Here is a 1,901-nt window from a genome sequence, read left to right on the forward strand (position 1 = left end):
CCATTCTGTGTTAAATGACTATATAAGGCTTGTGCGCCCATGAATAAACCGCCTAATCTTTGCAGATTAGGCGGCTTGGATTGGTGCCGGCGGCAGGATTCGAACTCGCGACCCCCTGATTACAAGTCAGGTGCTCTACCAACTGAGCTACACCGGCGTAGAAACGCCTGCGGCATTTCCTTGAAACTGGTGCCGGCGGCAGGATTCGAACTCGCGACCCCCTGATTACAAGTCAGGTGCTCTACCAACTGAGCTACACCGGCAGGAAAAACGGCATTATGCAGGTAAAATCCGCGTTTGACAAGTCAAATTTTTCAGACGGCTGCGTGCGTGTGTCAAAAAAATTGATTTTTAATGGAATTATCTGCTGCGGAGCGGATGTTTGCAGCCTTGCGGCGGTATCACCTAAACGGCTTATCCTGCCGGGGCGGCGGGATAAGCGGGGATTGCCCGAAAAAAGCCGTCTGAAAACTTAATATTTTCAGACGGCTTGTCATGATATTTACGGCAAGGTCATGGCCAAGACGGTTTCTTCCTGCTTGCGGCGGAAGTCGGCCAGCTTTTGGGCGAGCGCGGGGTCTTCGTTGGCGAGCAGGGATACGGCAAACAGGGCGGCATTGGCGGCGCCGGCTTCTCCGATGGCGAAGGTGGCAACGGGTACGCCCTTAGGCATTTGCACGATGGAGAGCAGGGAATCTTCGCCGCGCAGGTATTTGCTGGGCACAGGTACACCGAGTACGGGTACGGTGGTTTTGGCGGCGACCATGCCGGGCAGGTGGGCGGCGCCGCCCGCGCCGGCGATGATGGCTTTGATGCCGCGCTCGCGGGCGGTTTCGGCGTATTCAAACATCAAGTCGGGGGTGCGGTGGGCGGAGACGACGCGTGCTTCGTATGCCACGCCGAATTGCGCTAAAAATTCGGCGGCCTGCTGCATAACCGGCCAGTCGCTGTTGCTGCCCATAATGATGCCTACTTGAATCATGTGTTGCTCCGTTGGAAAAATAAACAGGGTAAGGAAAAAGGGATTTTCAGACGGCTTGGCGGGTAAAAGGCCGTCTGAAAATTCGGCTTTGGGGTGAATCTGCGCCCGATTGATACCGGGTCGGACACGCGAGCCGCCGAAATCAGCGCTGCTGCAGGCGCACGGCGGCGCGTTTGGCGGCTGCGCTGTCGGGGTAGGTCTGCATCAGCTTGCGCCAGGTGTTGCGGGCGATGTCTTTCTGCTGCATATTGTATTGGCACTGGCCGATGCCGTATAAGGCTTCGGGTGCTTGGGCGCTGCCGCGGAAGCGGTTGGCGTAGCGGCCGCCGATTTCGATAACGGATTCGCAGTTGCCCATGCGCTGCTGGCTTTGCAGCAGCAGATACATATTGCGGCGCGCCGCTTCGCTGCCGTTGCCGCCGTCGGCACCGCGCAATACGGCGGCGGCGGCGGAGAAGTTGCCGCGCTGGTAGTATTTCAGCGCCTGATTGTAGAGGCGGGTTTCATTGAGGGTGACGGCATCGGTGTCGCTCGGTGCGCTGCCGCCGCCGGCCAGATAGCGGCTTTTCAGCTTGGCATCGTCCAGGCGCGGCGCGGCGGGGGCTTTGGCGGCCGGGCGGGTTTTGCTGCGGCGTTCGAGCTGTTGCACGCGGGTTTGCAGCTGCTCGACGGTGCGCTCCAGGCGGGCAATCTGTAAGCCCATCTGGTCGATTTGGGTTTGCTCGTTGAGCTGCGGATAGGGAATGCTTTGCGGCGGCAGCGGCTCGGCGGGTAAGTCGGGCAGGGCGAAATGCTCGGTGTGGGCGGCTGTGGCAGGCGAGGGTGGCGCGGCGGTCACGCAGGCGCCGAGCAGGAAGGGGCTGCAGAGTAAGAGGGCGGTGTGTGTTCGAATCATCATGATGTGGCGGATATTATTTTT

At 59.5% G+C, this 1,901-nt stretch carries 3 protein-coding genes and 2 tRNA genes; 1 reads left to right on the plus strand and 4 read right to left on the minus strand.

Features of this window, described 5'->3' with window-relative positions:
- Window positions 1–81 precede the first annotated feature (81 nt).
- Together BDE01S_RS10280 and BDE01S_RS10285 are read right to left on the minus strand one after the other, a co-directional pair.
- Window positions 82–157: transfer RNA gene (locus BDE01S_RS10280), tRNA-Thr, on the minus strand.
- A gap of 30 nt (window positions 158–187) precedes the next feature.
- Window positions 188–263 (minus strand) — tRNA-Thr (locus tag BDE01S_RS10285).
- 15 nt (window positions 264–278) lie between these two features.
- Here BDE01S_RS10285 and BDE01S_RS11375 point away from each other — a divergent pair.
- Window positions 279–476, plus strand: a complete 198-nt coding sequence (locus BDE01S_RS11375; RefSeq protein ID WP_156472606.1) for a hypothetical protein — start codon at window positions 279–281, stop codon at window positions 474–476.
- A gap of 26 nt (window positions 477–502) precedes the next feature.
- Here the strand turns inward: BDE01S_RS11375 and purE are convergent, their stop codons facing one another.
- Window positions 503–982 carry a 5-(carboxyamino)imidazole ribonucleotide mutase gene (purE, locus tag BDE01S_RS10290; RefSeq protein ID WP_066081212.1) on the minus strand — a complete coding sequence of 160 codons (480 nt, stop codon included), beginning with the start codon at window positions 980–982 and terminating at the stop codon, window positions 503–505.
- Between the two features lie 142 nt (window positions 983–1,124).
- Window positions 1,125–1,880: a tetratricopeptide repeat protein gene (locus BDE01S_RS10295; protein ID WP_066081215.1), complete on the minus strand. Its 756-nt coding sequence runs from the start codon at window positions 1,878–1,880 to the stop codon at window positions 1,125–1,127.
- Between the last annotated feature and the right edge of the window lie 21 nt (window positions 1,881–1,901).

This window comes from Bergeriella denitrificans NBRC 102155 (assembly GCF_001592185.1).
GTDB classification, from domain to species: Bacteria; Pseudomonadota; Gammaproteobacteria; order Burkholderiales; family Neisseriaceae; genus Neisseria; species Neisseria denitrificans.